The sequence below is a fragment of the Pseudoalteromonas sp. BZA4 genome (genome assembly GCF_040104395.1).
In the GTDB taxonomy this organism is placed as follows: Bacteria; Pseudomonadota; Gammaproteobacteria; order Enterobacterales; family Alteromonadaceae; genus Pseudoalteromonas.
Window position 1 is genome coordinate 1 of sequence record NZ_JBECOT010000076.1, and the last position, 15,237, is coordinate 15,237.

The 15,237-nt window shown below is 40.5% G+C and carries 16 protein-coding genes and 1 pseudogene; 9 read left to right on the plus strand and 8 right to left on the minus strand.

The features are described 5' to 3' along the window. Positions 1-166 precede the first annotated feature (166 nt). From ABMY41_RS19470 to ABMY41_RS19480, 3 genes are all read right to left on the minus strand, one after another. A complete protein-coding gene (locus tag ABMY41_RS19470; protein ID WP_349275980.1) occupies positions 167-2,422 on the minus strand; it encodes an aminotransferase class V-fold PLP-dependent enzyme in 2,256 nt (751 codons plus the stop codon). Between the two features lie 118 nt (positions 2,423-2,540). Beyond that, positions 2,541-3,608, minus strand: a complete 1,068-nt coding sequence (locus ABMY41_RS19475) for an AI-2E family transporter (protein ID WP_287243925.1) — start codon at positions 3,606-3,608, stop codon at positions 2,541-2,543. Further along, complete coding sequence (locus ABMY41_RS19480; RefSeq protein WP_062566944.1) at positions 3,601-3,819, minus strand: sulfurtransferase TusA family protein; 219 nt, start codon at positions 3,817-3,819, stop codon at positions 3,601-3,603. The genes ABMY41_RS19475 and ABMY41_RS19480 overlap by 8 nt, the downstream gene beginning before the upstream one ends. 155 nt (positions 3,820-3,974) lie before the next feature. Here ABMY41_RS19480 and ABMY41_RS19485 point away from each other — a divergent pair, with 155 nt between their 5' ends. Genes ABMY41_RS19485 through ABMY41_RS19505 form a run of 5 tightly spaced genes read left to right on the plus strand, consistent with a single transcriptional unit; the run spans position 3,975 to position 7,510 of the window. Further along, positions 3,975-4,640 (plus strand): hypothetical protein, encoded by a 666-nt coding sequence (locus ABMY41_RS19485; RefSeq protein ID WP_289098362.1) that lies wholly within the window; start codon positions 3,975-3,977, stop codon positions 4,638-4,640. 1 nt (position 4,641) lies between these two features. Next, positions 4,642-6,102: a M48 family metalloprotease gene (locus ABMY41_RS19490; RefSeq protein ID WP_289098361.1), complete on the plus strand. Its 1,461-nt coding sequence runs from the start codon at positions 4,642-4,644 to the stop codon at positions 6,100-6,102. Positions 6,103-6,156: 54 nt separating this feature from the next. After that, positions 6,157-6,504 (plus strand): arsenate reductase (glutaredoxin), encoded by a 348-nt coding sequence (gene arsC / locus ABMY41_RS19495; RefSeq protein WP_054563602.1) that lies wholly within the window; start codon positions 6,157-6,159, stop codon positions 6,502-6,504. Next, the gene (gene wrbA / locus ABMY41_RS19500; RefSeq protein WP_274169171.1) at positions 6,504-7,058 is read left to right on the plus strand and encodes an NAD(P)H:quinone oxidoreductase; all 555 of its coding nucleotides are present in this window, start codon (positions 6,504-6,506) and stop codon (positions 7,056-7,058) included. Before arsC ends, wrbA begins: the two co-directional genes overlap by 1 nt. Then, positions 7,055-7,510 carry a DUF2069 domain-containing protein gene (locus tag ABMY41_RS19505; protein WP_287243930.1) on the plus strand — a complete coding sequence of 152 codons (456 nt, stop codon included), beginning with the start codon at positions 7,055-7,057 and terminating at the stop codon, positions 7,508-7,510. Before wrbA ends, ABMY41_RS19505 begins: the two co-directional genes overlap by 4 nt. Before the next feature lie 62 nt (positions 7,511-7,572). Here the strand turns inward: ABMY41_RS19505 and ABMY41_RS19510 are convergent, their stop codons facing one another. Both ABMY41_RS19510 and ABMY41_RS19515 read right to left on the minus strand, forming a co-directional pair. Next, a complete protein-coding gene (locus tag ABMY41_RS19510) occupies positions 7,573-8,910 on the minus strand; it encodes an ankyrin repeat domain-containing protein (protein ID WP_287243932.1) in 1,338 nt (445 codons plus the stop codon). Positions 8,911-9,210: 300 nt separating this feature from the next. After that, positions 9,211-9,804, minus strand: coding sequence for an ABC transporter substrate-binding protein (locus ABMY41_RS19515; RefSeq protein WP_062566938.1), 594 nt, complete (start codon positions 9,802-9,804; stop codon positions 9,211-9,213). Positions 9,805-10,069: 265 nt separating this feature from the next. Between ABMY41_RS19515 and ABMY41_RS19520 the strand changes: the two genes are divergently transcribed. Beyond that, positions 10,070-10,576, plus strand: coding sequence for an acyloxyacyl hydrolase (locus tag ABMY41_RS19520; RefSeq protein ID WP_287243935.1), 507 nt, complete (start codon positions 10,070-10,072; stop codon positions 10,574-10,576). 39 nt (positions 10,577-10,615) lie between these two features. Continuing rightward, on the plus strand, positions 10,616-10,762 hold the full coding sequence (locus ABMY41_RS19525; protein WP_175080216.1) for a DUF2897 family protein: 147 nt from the start codon (positions 10,616-10,618) through the stop codon (positions 10,760-10,762). Between the two features lie 33 nt (positions 10,763-10,795). Here the strand turns inward: ABMY41_RS19525 and ABMY41_RS19530 are convergent, their stop codons facing one another. Further along, complete coding sequence (locus ABMY41_RS19530; RefSeq protein WP_175080215.1) at positions 10,796-12,163, minus strand: YjiH family protein; 1,368 nt, start codon at positions 12,161-12,163, stop codon at positions 10,796-10,798. Between the two features lie 71 nt (positions 12,164-12,234). After that, complete coding sequence (bamC, locus tag ABMY41_RS19535; RefSeq protein WP_349275986.1) at positions 12,235-13,296, minus strand: outer membrane protein assembly factor BamC; 1,062 nt, start codon at positions 13,294-13,296, stop codon at positions 12,235-12,237. 368 nt (positions 13,297-13,664) lie between these two features. On the opposite strand from bamC, the gene ABMY41_RS19540 reads away from it, so the two are divergent. Beyond that, positions 13,665-14,198 carry an ACT domain-containing protein gene (locus ABMY41_RS19540; RefSeq protein WP_054553746.1) on the plus strand — a complete coding sequence of 178 codons (534 nt, stop codon included), beginning with the start codon at positions 13,665-13,667 and terminating at the stop codon, positions 14,196-14,198. Positions 14,199-14,208: 10 nt separating this feature from the next. Further along, a complete protein-coding gene (bcp, locus tag ABMY41_RS19545; protein ID WP_055199277.1) occupies positions 14,209-14,688 on the plus strand; it encodes a thioredoxin-dependent thiol peroxidase in 480 nt (159 codons plus the stop codon). Positions 14,689-15,118: 430 nt separating this feature from the next. Here the strand turns inward: bcp and ABMY41_RS19550 are convergent. Next, positions 15,119-15,237 (minus strand): annotated as a pseudogene (locus tag ABMY41_RS19550) (ISAs1 family transposase); the annotation flags it as partial.

A 15,237-nucleotide genomic window follows, 5' to 3' on the forward strand; every position in this document is an offset into this window, starting at 1 on the left:
TACCAAGCGCACAGGGCGTGCATCGGTCAGCGTGTTATGGCAAGGATGGCTTAAATTACAAGCCATCCTAGAAGGCTACGATTTAGCTAAATCTCTTGAGTCAGACTTGTGATCAAGAGACAGCTATAGAGCGGCTTTTTTTAATTAAGCAAATTAGTATTACTTATTAAAGCAATGCTAAACCGCCATTTAAGTTATAAACGTTTTCAAACCCTAACTGCGACAGATTGTTTGCCGCTTGTTTTGAACGATTACCACTTCGGCAAACCAAAATATAACTATGGTCTTTCTCAAGCTGCCCTTGCACGATGGCGTTTGCCATACGACTGAGTGGAATATTGATCACTTTACTATCAGCAACTGTGAATATTTCAGCCAAATTATTCGCACCATGTTCATACGGTTCGCGAGTATCAATTAAGTAAGTGGCTTTATCGTTTAGCATTACTTTAGCATCACTTGCAGCAAGCTGTTTCATTGGTGCACTTTCAAGTGTTTCAACATAGCCACAAAGAGAATGACTTACAGTATGCTTTTGCTCATCCGCTTGTTGCTTTAATTCAACAAACTCATCATCTGATACTTGTTCACTTAATAGTTTTGCTAATAACGGTGTCGTTGCCTTTTGTGCATGCCAATCCATAGCAAAACATTGCTGATAATCATGCCCTGAACAAATTACCGTAGAATCTTGCACTGCCATAGCAAGCTGTTTTAATGACTGAGTCATTTTCGCAGCATCGCCTCCGCTAATTGCTGTGTTACCTAAGCCACCTGGTAGGATTAAATCACCACAGAAGCAATAGCTGATATCACCGCTTTGTGTATCTGACAATAAATAGCTAACACTATCGTCACTATGACCCGGTGTCGCTACTTTCGTTAAGCGTGCATCGCTTAATTCGATGGTTGCTGAATCTTTAGGCCAGCCAAGTTCATCTATCTCATTAGCAACATAACTTTCTGCGAGCTCCTTTGATAATAAACAACGAGCCGATAAACGCTCTTGGTGATTATGGGTATCTAAAATCGCTTTTACTGTTAGACCTTGTGTTGCGACAATTTTCGCCATACGCGGAATAAGCTCGATAATAGGATCAATCACCACTGCGTTTTTATTGCTGTCTACATATAGCCAACAGCACGCTGCTTGATGACGTAGCTGTGTTAAGCCAATCGCACACACTTCGTGTTGAGGCGATGTACTATCAGATACAACCAAGCAGTTTGCTTCTAGAATCGGCTTTAAAGAACGGATTTTATCGCAAGCAAAGTCAATCTCTTGTTGGTTAACAGCTGGGCCAAACGACATACGTATCGCGTTTTCACTTTGCCAATCACTGGCTCCCATCGCATCTAAAACAAAACTACGATTTGCGCCTGAGCTACATGCAGAACCGCCACTAACACGGATACCCGCCGCATCAAATAAATCCATCACCTCTTTACTGGTTAATTCGTTCACAGCAAAGTTTAATGTTGTTGGCACTGAATGCTCAAAACTGTGATTAAACGTGATGCTGCCAAAGGTGTCTGTTAATGCAGCTAATAATTGCTCGCGAAAAGCATGTAGCTGCTCAATTGGCTTGAATGTTTGGTTTTGTTTATCAAGTAATAACGAGAACAGCTTATTTAAACCGGCAATGCCTGGTAAGTTTTCGGTGCCTGAACGCATACCGCTTTCTTGACCGCCGCCAGCAATAAATGGTGTATACGCACTGCCTTTACGAATATAAAGTACGCCAATACCTTTAGGGGCATACAATTTATGGCCAGAAAATGGGGCGTAATCAATGGTAGTTTGGCTTAGCGCTAAGTTGGTTTTACCTAATGCCTGCACGCAGTCAACCATCCAAGCCACATGAGTGTTTTCACTACGAATGACTTGCTCAATAGCGCTTAAATCTTGGAATACACCGGTTTCGTTGTTTACTGCCATGGTGCAAATCATCAATGCATTCGCAGCATGTTTACGAATAAACTCGTGGTCTAAAATACCGTTTTTATCTACTGGAATAGCTATTACCTGTGCGTTTATATCAAGCACGCTGTTCCAATGTTTTAGGGTATTTGGCACCGCTTTATGTTCTGTTGCCCCATAAAGTAATACCGGATTCTCGATTTGATGACTTTTTGCAGCAATAAGCGTAGAAACAACCGCCGTTTGAATACCTTCTGTTGCACCAGAGGTAAATAAAATATCACCGTCGGTAGCGCCAATGACTTCACGTGCTTTGTTACGCGTTTGTTCTAATAGGTGTTTTGCTTGAATACCCGTAATATGAGAGCTTGATGGATTACCAAAACAGACTTGCATCGTGTGAGAAACAACATCAGCAATTTCAGGAAGTACAGGAGTCGTTGCATTCGCATCTAAATAAATTTGCTGATTAGCATCGTCAGGAAGGTAAAAATTTGCCATGTAAAACGCACCATATTACTAAAAGATATATCTTATAACCTATTTTACATTTTTCACGGCTAAATTATAATAATCAATTAGTCAGTAAAGTGCGTTTTCTATACTTTTTAAGACTAAGCTAACTTTCAATTAGCTCAACCTGCTTAGAAGACCAGGCATTAATAAGCGCTTTTACTAATGAAGCCAGCGGTATTGCGAAGAACACGCCCCAAAAGCCCCATAAACCGCCAAAAAACAATACCGCAACGATGATAAACACAGGGTTTAAATCTACCGCTTCAGAGAACAGTAACGGCACTAACACATTGCCATCAAGTGCTTGGATCACGCCATAGATAATTAATATGGTCCAAAATTGTGTTTCTAAACCAAACTGGAATAATGCCACCGCAGCGACAGGAATAGTCACCAATGCCGCTCCTACAAATGGAATAAGCACAGATAAGCCAACTAACACGCCAAGTAAAGCCGCATAGCGAAGATCAAGCAGAGCAAAAGCAATAAAAGATGCTGTACCAACAATTAAAATCTCAAATACCTTACCGCGGATATAATTCATGATTTGCTGATTCATTTCTTGCCAAACCTGAATAATCAAGCGGCGCTGCTTAGGCAATAAGCGTTCGGCACTTTGTGTGAGCTCTAATTTATCTTTAAGCATAAAGAACACCAGGAGCGGCACTAAAATCAGATAAATCAGCCAAGCTGCCACGTCTTTTATCGAGGTAAGTGACACCGATAGCACCAACTGACCAAACTCAATCGCTTTGGTCTCAACACTGGTAACAATTGATTTAACCTGATCTTCAGTAATCAAACTTGGGTAATCTTCAGGAAGATGTAAAAGCAGTGCTTTACCTTTTTCAATCATGTAAGGGGTTTCTTGAACTAGATTGCTGGTTTGCTGCCAAAGCACAGGCCCCATGCCGACAATAATCATGATCATCAAGCCACTGAATACCAACATAACAAGAATCGTTGCGGTAAACCGCTTTAAACCCAGCTTTTCTAAGTGAGCAACAGGCCAATCAAGTAAATAGGCAATAACCAAGGCAACTAAAACTGGCACGATTAACGAACCAAAAAAGTAGAAAAATGCAAAGGTTGCAATAAGTAGTAACAACAAGGTTACTGAATGAGGATCAGAAAATTTATTTTCGTACCAGGCTTTTACATACTCAAACACGAATGGGCTCCACTGTTAGTACACCTAATTCTAGGTCAATTTTAAAATGGTAATGATGTTTTTCTAAAAATCGCTGCATATCGTCCGTTGCCTCAGCAGCATTAAATGTAAAAGTCACGGGCTGTTTAACTGATGTTGCCTTATTCAACCCTAATTTAAACTGAATAAATTGTTGAGGGCACTTATAGCCTCTTAAATCAACCGTTAACATAGCGAATCAACTGCGTTATTAATATGAATAATAAGTATAAGATGTAGGCAGTTTGCGAAAATAAGTCTTTATAATGAGAAACTGCTCATATTTTTCTTAAAACACGCAAAACAATAGTTTATCCTTAATCTATAACTGGTAGTAAAGGAAACACGATGCCTGGCTCGCATAATAAAGCGCAATTACCTGCGAATCCAACTCTTAAAGAGATAAACTGGTATAAAAAACAAATAAACTGGGGCGAGCTGCCGCCTTTTTATCATCTGGTGGCATCATCGGTTAGCGAATCTGAAGGGATTTTAGACCACGGTTTTGATAATGCCGTAAAGCAATTAATTAACCCACGTAACTGGAACCTTGATTTATTAGGTGGCCACGAAACAGAAATGGGCGAAATTGTCTGTGAGCAAAAACCGCGCATTGCTTTGCATCAAAGCTTTACGGACCGAGGTTTCGAATTATGGGCCTACCCTTATGCAAAAGATGTTACGGTAGACCAATACATCAAAGACAACCGCTTTATGGAATTTAAGGTGTGGGATCCGCACACCATGAAAAACCTTATTCGCTTTAACCAGCTTCATAAATTCATCGCTTTTTACTTTGAAAGAGGCGATAAAGCTGACAAAGCTTTAATTCTTCATGCCCATAAAGTAGCGCATAAAATCATAACTTTTTTACAACGAGAGTTGAACGTTGTTAAGCTAGATGGAGTCACAATAAAAGATTTCTATCAATTGTGCGAAAAAGACAGCCGAGCATGCAGCGACGAAATAGACTTAGCAAAAGTCATGTTAGGTGAGCAAATCAACAAGGAATAAGATGCGACTAAAATCAGCCTTTATTACACTGTGCAGTGCATTACTGACGTTTTCAATACTGCATAGTGAGCCGTTGAAGGCACAAACAAACTTTAAGCTGCCCGATTTAGGGACCTCAGCTTTACAGGCTTTGCCGATTGAGAAAGAGCAAGCGATCGGTGAAGTGATGATGATGCAAATTCGTGGCTCATCACCCGTTGTAAGTGACCCTGTTCTTGATGAGTACCTGACCACTTTGGGCCGTCGTTTAGTCGCAAACGCCAACGATGTGCGTTTTCCATTTTCATTTTTCTGGTTAAACAACGCTGAAATTAATGCCTTTGCCTTTTATGGTGGCCATGTGGGTGTGCATACAGGTCTTATCGCACAAGCCGATAACGAAAGCCAGTTTGCCTCGGTACTTGGGCACGAGATAGCTCACGTAACGCAGCGCCATTTAGCCCGCCGTATTCAACAACAGCAAGATAACAGCGCGTTAACTATAGCAGGTATGATTGCGGGTATTTTAGCGACCGTTGTTGCACCTGATGCCGGCATAGCCATTATCTCAGCAAACCAAACACAAGCGGCATTTAGTCAATTAACTCATAGTCGTGCTGCTGAACAAGAGGCAGACCGTATTGGTATGCAAACCTTAAACAATGCAGGGTTTGATCCTCGCCAATCGAGCGAGTTTTTAACTAAACTTGCTGCACAAATTCGCTACAAATATAAGCCGCCAGCCTTTTTGCTAACTCACCCATTGCCTGAAAGCCGTGTCTCTGATGTGCGATTACGTGCCGAGCAGTATCCAAAAAGACACTACTCCGACAGCCTAGAGTTTAACTTAGCTAAAAGTCGTGTTATTGCTCGTTATCAGCAAAAATCAAAAGCCGCTGAAGATTTGTTTCGTAAGTTAATGCGTGAAAATACCGTTCATAACGACACTGCACTTAAATATGGCTTGGGTATTAGCTTGTTGGACCAAAAAAAGCTTGATGAAGCAGCCAGCATTTTGAATCCACTGCTTGAGCAAGATCCAAAGAACTTATTTTATATTGATACCCACACCGACTTACTCATTGCGCAAGGTAAAGCGAATGAAGCAGTAGAGTTTTTAGCTAAGCTAGATATCGATAGACCTAACAATCAGGTGATTGCCTTAAACTATGCAAATGCCGCTATTGAAGCTAAACAATTTGAGCTTGCTGAACGTATCTTAAAGTCTTATTTATTAGCAAAACCTGAGAACAATCTTGCCAAAGAGCTCATTGCTGATGTCTATAAAAAGCAAGAAAATATGGCTTCCTACCATGAAGCGCATGCCGATGTGCTTGCCCAATATGGCGCTTATTTAAAAGCAGCTGATGAAATTCAAAAAGCACTAAACTTTGTTGAGCCTGAAGAGCTAGTTAAACAACAACGTTTAAAAGCCCTACTTACACAATACCGTCTATTACAAAAAGAGCTTGCGAGACTTTAAGTCTCGCGGCGCTTGCCCTAAAATAAGCCAAATTATTAAATGTGAGAACACACTATGTCTGTGACTATTTATCATAATCCACGTTGTTCAAAATCGCGTGAAACACTTGCCCTATTAGAAAGCAATAACGTACAACCAAGTGTTGTTGAATACCTAAAAACACCGCTTAATGAACAACAAATCTCGACTTTAATTAGCCAACTGGGCTTTACTTCAGCGCGTGAATTAATGCGTACTAAAGAAGACATCTACAAAGAGCTTGAGCTTAAAAACGAACAAAACGAAGACAAATTAATTGCTGCAATGGCTGCCAATCCAAAACTAATCGAGCGCCCAATTGTTGAAAATAACGGCAAAGCTGCTCTAGGTCGTCCACCAGAAAACGTATTAAGCGTACTTTAATGGCTATAAACATTGTTGTGCTATATCACTCAAGCCATGGCTCTGTAGAAGCAATGGCACATGAGATAGCCGAGTCGATTGAGCAACAAGGTGCAACAGCTTTATTGCGCACGTTCGTAAAGCGTCAGCCACACGATATTGTGATCAGTAAAGATGATCTAATTCATTGTGATGGCTTAGCCTTTGGCACCCCTACTCGATTTGGCATGATGGCCTCACAAGCTAAGAGCTTTTGGGAAACCACCAGTGATCTATGGCTCAAAGGTCAGCTAATAGATAAGCCTGCTTGCGTTTTTTCGTCATCAAGCAGTATGCACGGTGGTAACGAAGCTACCTTGTTGAATCTATCACTGCCGTTGTTACATCACGGCATGATGTTGCTTGGTGTGCCTTATGAGGTACCTGAGTTATTAGCAACTGAAACCGGCGGTACGCCGTACGGTGCGAGTCATGTGGCCGGTAGCAATAACAGCAATGTGTTAAGTAAAGACGAAATTAAAATTTGCCAAAGCGTTGGAAAACGCTTGGCACTGATTGCGAGTAAATTAAAATGAGCTTGGAACCTGGGCTAAATCAGCCTGTTGCCAAAAAACCAATTACAAAACGATTCCAACGTTTTGCACTGATTGGCTATATCGGCTTATTAGTTTTAATGCCAATTTGGCTGTTTTTAATTGCCCCGAGAGAAGGCCACAGTAACGCCTTTATCTTTGTTGTTTATATACTGCCTCTACTGTTACCGCTTAAGGGCATTATTCAAGATAAGCCTTATACCTACGCGTGGGCAAACTTTATCGTGATGTTCTATTTTATTCATGGTTTTACATTACTATGGGTCGCACAAGAGCAGCTGATTTGGGTATTACTTGAGTTAACCTTTGCTAGTCTGATGTTTATTGGCTGCACCTATTATGCTCGCCATCGCGGACAAGAGCTTGGCCTTAAGATACGCAAATTAAAAGAAGAGCTGGCCGAAGAAAAAGCCGCTCATGAACACGATAAATAATACCGATTCGTTTATCAAAAAATGAAACAAAAACGGCAACCTAGGTTGCCGTTTTTTTGCGTTCACACCAACTCTGCTAAGGTGGCTAGTGCGACAATACTTGCCAGACCCACTTGGCCAATTAAGCTAAATAATGAGAACAACCTTAAAATAAAAAGCCCCCATGGATGGCGAATATGCGGGTAAAGCGCACAGCGTTTCAAGCTTGTGGCAAAGAAAAAGCATAAGATCGAAACCAGCGTAAAACTCAGCGTTAACTCACTTTTAATAGCGATGCTATCGTCAAAAAAGAAGAACAACTGCACAGGTAGTAACACAGTTACAATCGCATGTAGTAAGTGCACTTTTTTAACGCGATCAAACTGCCCTTCTGGCGAAAGCTCTTTAATGCCAAAGTCATGCTCAAGGCACTTTACTAAGTTATCCGCTTTAATGCTAACTGCTAGTCGGTAGCAACTTAGACCGTCGTTGTTACGGACTCTAAAGTCATAGCCCGCTTTTAGAAGCAATACCAGTAAAGGTCCATTCTCGGCTAGTACAGCGTAATGTAATGCTGTATTACCTTTATTGTCTTGAGCCTTCTTATCTTGATGTTCAAGTATTGTTTCAACAACATTCACATAGCCTTTTTCAGTAGCCCACATAAACGCAGTTTTACCATTTTCGTCAGCTAATGCCCCGGTTGCGCCTTGCTCAATAAAACGCTTTGCCATGGTTTGTTTAGCATTTTCGTGACTTAAATGAGCAAGTAAAGCTTGTTCAAGTAACGATGCTGAATCAACATCTGGTGATACAAGTTTTAGTAAGGTGAAGTAATCTTCACCGTGAGCAACTTTTTCAGCCGCAAGCGCTGTTAATGGTTCAAGATCAGCCACAGAATCTGGAATAAAACCACTAAAACGCTCTCTAAAGTCAACTTCGGTCCACAGTTCTAATACATCGTCCGCAGACATTTTCGCACCGTGATTAAGAACATGTTCAATCACAGTAAAATAGCGACGATTAAATAACTGGTGGATGAGAGTTATAGGCGTTTTAACGGCCGATTGAGCAAATGCGCTAGCGTACTTCTCTAAGCGCTGGCATAACATTAAAGCAAGACTTTCAGGGGTGTAGTCGTTTTCTAAAAAATGCGTTTTCATAGCATTAATATAATGCAACGCAGCTTCATCAAACTCAGAAATATGTTGGAAATAACACTCTTCAAACGGTTCAAGAGGAGTCAACCAAGTAAGGTAGTAAATAGGCGGAAGAACCGTCGTACACACACCGTCATCTTCATTAGTAGAACGACATGCCGGCCAAGCTTCTAAAGCATCTAAAATATAGGCCCCGTTTTGCTCAGCTAATCCTTTGATCAGTAACGGGTATTCCTTTGGCCAAATCAGTACATTTTCCATTAAAAAAACACAACTCCGCTGCACATTATTCGATGTCTTATTAAGCAACTAGTTATAGCAAAATTTAACTGACAGTTTGCTTAATATTGCGACCAATAACACAGTATCTGAACAGATACTTTGGTAAACAAGAAAAGTAGCATGATTCTACCACAGAGGGTTACAGGTGCTAGCGCAAAGTAGGTGATTTTTAAAGAAAATAGAAAAGCAGCGGCACATGGACGGTACTCACTGCTTGGTTGGAGACTGAAAGTAGCTAAAATGCTCGATGAGGTGAAGGTAATCGAGCTTTTGGCTAACTTACTTACTTGCTAATTCGCTTGTGACTTCGTCAATACCTACTTGACTGATGCGCTGCAATACTTCTTTTTGCTTCGCGCTTAACAGTGAAATACCTTCAGCAACGATATCGTATACTTTCCACTGCTTATCTTTGCCTTGACGTAATTTAAAGTGCAGATCGATGGCTGGCGCATTATCATCAACAATTTGCGTTTTAACAGTTGCATAACCATCGTCGATGAGCTGCGATTGATCAAAAATAACTTTTTGCCCTGTGTATTTCATTAGTGCCCCGGCATAAGTTACTGTTAAGTAATGCTCAACCGCAGCAATAAAATCAACAGCTTGCTCACGGCGTAGGCCTTTAATGTGCTTACCTAAAAGCTTATACGATACAAACTTAATATCCATGTGCGGCAATAAGCGTTTTTCAACAATGTTCGCCATTGCTTCTGAGCTTGCATCGCCTTTTGCATTTACATTTGCGATATCAACAAATAAATCTGCTGTGACTGATTCTAATAGTTGCTTAGGCGAGCGGTCTTCACTGGCAAAAGCAGTTGCAGTAAAAAGCGCAGCAATTAGCAAAAATGAGTTAACTAGTTTGGTCATCGTATTCACCTCTCAACGAAAATTTTCGCTAATATACCGATATTAAACCCATAAAAAAAGAAACAATCCGACACTGTTTTAATGCCAATTAAGCACCAATCGATTTTTCCCATAGTTTTCAGTTAATTGCTAAAAAATATGAGAATGTGCACAGCTTCTGTGTTTTTACGCACATTGAAAAGTTCTTACCTCCGCCCTTATCTACTTGCTCACAGTCATAATGAGAAGTACCGAGATGAAACTAAAACACCCACTAAAAGCACTTATGTTAGGTGTAGCCGCCCTACTAGCAACACCGACTTATGCTGCTTCAAACCATGGCTATGCCGTTGATTACATTCAAGGTGAAGGTGATGTAAAAGGCTTAAAGCTAGCCTACCAATACCATATCCCCAATGAAAAGCTACCCTTTCAACACGCCCGTTTGTACTTCGAGTCTAGTTTTAATATTTGGCAGTATGGCAAAGACAATAAACATCAAACAAATATCGTGTTAGCTATGTCTCCGGTGATCCAATACCCTGTATTTAATGTGAAAAACATGCCTGTTTATGTAGAGTTAGGGATTGGCGTTTCACTGTTGGATGACACCCATTTTGCAGGTAAAAACGTTAGTACTCACTATCAGTTTGAGGATAGATTGGGTTTAGTTACAGACTTAGGTGACAACTCAACCTTAGCACTTAGATATTTACATTACTCAAATGCGGGTTTCAAAAGCCCAAACCCTGGCCTTGATTTTATTTCACTGTCTTATGCAAGACGATTTTAAGTGCTACTATATCGCTATGTATATCGGCAGGATTTAAAGATGGAAACTTGGCAAATTATAGCCATTTTTGTTGCCGTATTTGGTGTAGTAATTGGTAACCTTATGTTGCTAAAGCATGCAGCAAAAATGGACTTCAAAGTACCTAAAAGCGATGATAATGAAGATAAAAAAAGCCCTGATGAATAATCAGGGCTTTTTTCTTTAAGACTTCAGATTAGTTTACACTAACCAGTGTGCCATTAAGACAATCACCGGTAATGTTACTAAGGTTCTTAAAATAAAGATGAAGAACAATTCGATAATATTAACCGGAATTTTGCTACCTAAAAGCAGTGCACCTACTTCCGACATATAAATCAATTGCGTCACACTCATTGCAGCAATGATAAAGCGTGTTACATCACTTTCGATACTACCAGCGGCAAGAATCGACGGAATAAACATATCAGCAAAGCCAACCATAATTGTTTGTGCCGCAGCTTCAGCTTCTGGTACTTGTAATAGCTCTAAGAATGGTACAAACGGTTTGCCCATATATTCAAAAATTGGCGTATATTCAGCAATAATCAAGGCAAATGTGCCCACAGCCATAACCACAGGTAATACAGCAAATACCATATCAAATGCGTTATGTAAGCCTTCTTTTACTGTACCAGCAAAGCCCGGCGCAGTGCGTGCTTTAGCAAGTGCCACATCAAGTGAGTGAGAAACCAGTGTTTTACCTTCAGGCACTGATTCTGCGTCTTTATCAGGCTCTGTTCCATCTACATAGAGGTCTTTTTTAAAGCGTAGCGGTGGTAAACGAGGCACAATTAGCGCTGCGGCTAAACCTGCTAAACACACTGTTAAGTAAAACGGTGCGAAAAGGTGCTCAAGCTTCACTTGGCCAATCACAACTAAACAAAAGGTAATTGATACAGCTGAGAAAGTGGTACCAATAATGGCCGCTTCGCGCTGCGTATAATGTTTATCTTCATACTGACGAGCGGTCATCAAAATACCCACACTGCCATCACCTAACCAAGATGCTACACAGTTAACCGCACTACGGCCTGGCACACCAAAAAGCGGGCGCATAACTTTAGTTAATAAGGTACCAACTAGCTCTAACAAGCCGAAGTTTAATAATAACGGTAATAGTAAGCCCGCTAAAACAAACACAGAAAACAATACTGGCAACAAGTCGTTTAAAACCAGTGCGCCGGTATTACCGGAAATAATCATTTCTGGCCCTTGTTTTGTGTAGGTCAAAACGATAAAAACCATACCCAGTAATCGAACACTCAGCCAAAGCCAACTAACATCAAATAAATGTTTAATTATAAAGAACTTAAGTAATGGCTGCGGTTTAAACAACTTTATCACTAAAGATAAAATACCGGTAATGCAAACAATGCTGGTAATTAAACCCAGTGCAAATGGGCCAATCCACTCTTGCACTGCTTTTGCCATAACAGCAATCGGAATGGTCATTGCTTCACCTATGGGTACTGGCGTCATAAACAAGAAGACACCTATAAGTGAAGGAACGAAAAAGGTAAACAAGGTTCGCAAGTCACTGCGATTTGCTGTGTTTAAGTTAGACATATTTTCAACCTGTAAAAACCACAAAAAGAGCGGCTAAGCTCTTTTTGTGGTGGTTTTGACTTTTTTAATTATTAAATATTGATACCGCGCTGACGCAGTGCATTTTCCAATGCTTGCTGGAGGTCATTCATTGTACCTGGCTCTAATGTCGAACCTTCAGAGTCCATCCAAGTTAAACTTGTGCCGCCATCATTGGTGCGGCTAACAAGAATTTGGTATTGGCCATCTTCAATTGGAAGTTCAGCTAACTCTTCGCCCCAAATTGAATCCCATACGCTTGACTCAGGCTTTTTGTAATCAGCCGTGATCAAACCACGCTCTTGGTCAATCTCTACGATAGTGAAAGATAAGCGCTCTAAGAAACCTGAGAAACGATCAAACACCATGCTGTAATCTTGCTCTGTAACCAGTGCCGCATTACCTTTGTTATCAAAGCCCATTTCTAATGAAATAATGCCTTGCTTTTTACGCATATCAACTTCAAGTTGACGGTAACGGTAATCAAACTCTGCAATCACTTGGTTTAACGCACGAACTTCAAGCTGTTGCTGTAGTAATGGTGTTAATGGTACTGAATCACTTTTATAATCAGCCAGCTTAGAAGTTAACGAAGCTGTACGCTGATGCGACTTTTCTTCAATTGTGAAGATAAAGCGCTGTTGTGATACTTCAGTTTCAGTTTCCCAAAACCAACCTTCTTCAGGTTTAATAATGGCATACCAACCTGTTTCAATTGAATTTGAGGCTTTGTCTTCTTTTAAAGCGGCGGTATTTTTTTCAGCTAGAACAGCTTTAATAGAGTCCCAGATAAATACATCTAAATCTTCGATACCATCGTTTTTATCAAAATAAACACGTGCTTCTGTGTCACCTTCTTCAACCCAAGTACCTTGAGCAATGGTAATTACTTGCGCTGGCGGACGGTAGTTTTTAGCTTCAGGGTTATTGTCGTATTGCGCAACATCCATTTTATAAGTTGGATCTTGAGCTGGTTGCGCTAATCCTGCTGGAGCTTTCACCGCTTCGTTAGCACGATAATTGCGTTTGTGGTGCGCTTCATCGGTGAAAACACCGCACCCTGTTAAACTTACCATTACGCTTACAGCAAGCGCCTTTGAGATCCAATACTGCACAGATATTTCTCCTTAGCAAACCCTTAATTTTTTTAACAAATATATGAGTGGGTAATGCCGATTTGGTTCACTGTAAAATCACTTTTAACTTTACATTTATTGTTTTTATGCAAAAAACCCGAATAGATTGGGCTAGCGTAACGTATTTGATTGCTTATCGCCTTGCAAAATTTTAACTATGGTACTTTCTGATGCCCCTAAAAACAAGAAAGAGCGCACTTTATTCACGGCTTAATTAATCGCTGCTATCGTTAACGGAGCAAATTATGTTAAACTTCGCCGCCGTGCGGTATTAAACTCACGTGAAATCAAAGCTTATTTAAGCTTATATCCATTGGTATTGTTATTTACTAGGTATTTAAAATTCCATGACTGCTTTTACAAATCATCAGATAGTGCTCACTGCGATTGGCGAAGATAGACCCGGTATCGTTAGCGAATTAACTCAGTTAGTGAGTGATTGCCATTGCAATATAATTGACAGTCGCATTGCTATTTTGGGCAACGAATTTACCTTTATCATGCTATTAGCAGGTGATATGTCGGCAATTAGCCGTATTGAACATACATTGCCAACTAAAGGTATGGAACTTGGTCTTTTAACCATGATGAAACGCACCGCAAGCCATGTTGCATGTGAATTTTGTGCCGGTTACACCCTCGAATACACAGGTATTGATACACCAGGAACATTAAGTAAAGTTACGCGCTTTTTTGCTGATAACAACATCAGCATTTGTTCTCTCAAGTCAGACACTTACGATGAAGATGACGAGCTTAAAATGCGCTGCGAACTCGAGTTTAATATTCCTGTTGAAGTCGATATTGATAACTTTAAAGTGAGCTTTGAAGATCTTTCTCGTAGTTTGAACGTAGATTATATTTTCAGACGCATTCGCTAAGGAGCAAAGCATGAAAACAATTAATCCATTACAAGCAGGCGATACAGCCCCTGCTTTTAGCTTACAAAATCAGAATGACGAAACTATCGTGCTAGCTGATCTTTTAAAAGAGCAGCAAGTACTGGTTTATTTCTACCCTAAAGCGTCAACACCAGGTTGTACTGTACAAGCAGAGAACTTACGTGATGAAAAAGCTGAGCTTGCTAAATTAAATACGCGTGTTGTGGGTATCAGCCCAGATCCAATCAAGCGTTTAAAGAATTTTGAAACCAAAAAAGAGCTTAACTTTGATTTACTAGCCGACGAAGATCACGCAATTGCTGATGCTTTTGGTATTTGGGGCTATAAGAAGTTTATGGGTAAAGAGTACGAAGGAATTCATCGTATTAGCTTCCTTGTAGGCCAAGACGGTAAAATCAAACATGTGTTTGATAAGTTCAAAACCAAAGACCATCATCAGGTGGTGTTGGACTATTTAGCGCAGAATTAATAGTTACGAGTTACGAGTTACGTATATGGACTCCCCCTGTAAGGCAAGAAAATTCAAAGTGTAATTTGATAATAGCAAGTTCACGTATATTCGGCCTTATTATGGGGAGCTACCCCGAGACCTGAATGGCTTAATCCACTGTATTCAAGGCTCCTTATCGAGATTAAGGTATCAACGTACCATCGCAACTCTCAGGTTTCACCTTGCGTGCTTGTCATCACATTACATTCGTTTTCTACTTACCTTTACTCGGCTTACTCTAGCAGTGTTATTCCCCTTATAGCTGTGACTAAGCTAAATCAGCTCTATAAGGCGTTGCGCTTTTCAGCATGGCTAATGCCATTCGTACTAGTTTATTGGCTACTGCTATCGTGATCTTATTAAAGTGATGTTTGCTTGATAATGCCCTGATCCAGCAACTCAGCCACGGCTAGCGCATTTTAATCCCAGACTCTAACAGGGTTGAGCGGTAATCATCGTCTAGCCCTGCCATTTTCTTTTTCCTCGCCATACTAGCTGACTTAGATGTATCTTGTTTAAAAAGCGCCA

What these genes read in the sequence shown, in the direction of transcription:
- ABMY41_RS19470 (WP_349275980.1), bottom strand. Translation starts at nt 2,422, where the DNA reads ATGGCAAATTTTTACCTTCCTGACGATGCTAATCAGCAAATTTATTTA.
- ABMY41_RS19480 (WP_062566944.1), bottom strand. Translation starts at nt 3,819, where the DNA reads ATGTTAACGGTTGATTTAAGAGGCTATAAGTGCCCTCAACAATTTATT.
- ABMY41_RS19485 (WP_289098362.1), top strand. Translation starts at nt 3,975, where the DNA reads ATGCCTGGCTCGCATAATAAAGCGCAATTACCTGCGAATCCAACTCTT.
- ABMY41_RS19490 (WP_289098361.1), top strand. Translation starts at nt 4,642, where the DNA reads ATGCGACTAAAATCAGCCTTTATTACACTGTGCAGTGCATTACTGACG.
- arsC (WP_054563602.1), top strand. Translation starts at nt 6,157, where the DNA reads ATGTCTGTGACTATTTATCATAATCCACGTTGTTCAAAATCGCGTGAA.
- wrbA (WP_274169171.1), top strand. Translation starts at nt 6,504, where the DNA reads ATGGCTATAAACATTGTTGTGCTATATCACTCAAGCCATGGCTCTGTA.
- ABMY41_RS19505 (WP_287243930.1), top strand. Translation starts at nt 7,055, where the DNA reads ATGAGCTTGGAACCTGGGCTAAATCAGCCTGTTGCCAAAAAACCAATT.
- ABMY41_RS19510 (WP_287243932.1), bottom strand. Translation starts at nt 8,910, where the DNA reads ATGGAAAATGTACTGATTTGGCCAAAGGAATACCCGTTACTGATCAAA.
- ABMY41_RS19515 (WP_062566938.1), bottom strand. Translation starts at nt 9,804, where the DNA reads ATGACCAAACTAGTTAACTCATTTTTGCTAATTGCTGCGCTTTTTACT.
- ABMY41_RS19520 (WP_287243935.1), top strand. Translation starts at nt 10,070, where the DNA reads ATGTTAGGTGTAGCCGCCCTACTAGCAACACCGACTTATGCTGCTTCA.
- ABMY41_RS19525 (WP_175080216.1), top strand. Translation starts at nt 10,616, where the DNA reads ATGGAAACTTGGCAAATTATAGCCATTTTTGTTGCCGTATTTGGTGTA.
- ABMY41_RS19530 (WP_175080215.1), bottom strand. Translation starts at nt 12,163, where the DNA reads ATGTCTAACTTAAACACAGCAAATCGCAGTGACTTGCGAACCTTGTTT.
- ABMY41_RS19540 (WP_054553746.1), top strand. Translation starts at nt 13,665, where the DNA reads ATGACTGCTTTTACAAATCATCAGATAGTGCTCACTGCGATTGGCGAA.
- bcp (WP_055199277.1), top strand. Translation starts at nt 14,209, where the DNA reads ATGAAAACAATTAATCCATTACAAGCAGGCGATACAGCCCCTGCTTTT.